Annotated in this window: 1 protein-coding gene; it reads right to left on the reverse strand. The window is 69.8% G+C overall.

What is annotated here, in order from left to right; all coding sequences use genetic code 11:
- On the reverse strand, positions 1-242 hold a 242-nt coding region (locus IF00_RS42375), incomplete at both ends, for an AMP-binding enzyme (RefSeq protein ID WP_037640675.1).

Below are 242 nucleotides of genomic sequence, written 5' to 3' on the forward strand. Positions count from 1 at the left end.
CGGAACCATGTACTCCGGCAGCAGCCCGGCCACCGCACGGCGAACCGCCTCCGCCTCCAGGACTGTTCCCTCGACCGGGACGACATAGCCGACGAGCCGGCGGTCGTTCGCCGTGTCCTCACGGACCATGGCGACAGAGCGGGCGACACCGTCCACCGTCGACAGCGCCGACTCGACCTCACCCAGCTCGATCCGGTAGCCCCGCACCTTCACCTGGTCGTCGACCCGGCCGACGAACTCCA

Origin of the sequence: Streptomyces flavochromogenes, assembly GCF_000717595.1 — a bacterium.
Classification (GTDB): Bacteria; Actinomycetota; Actinomycetes; order Streptomycetales; family Streptomycetaceae; genus Streptomyces; species Streptomyces flavochromogenes.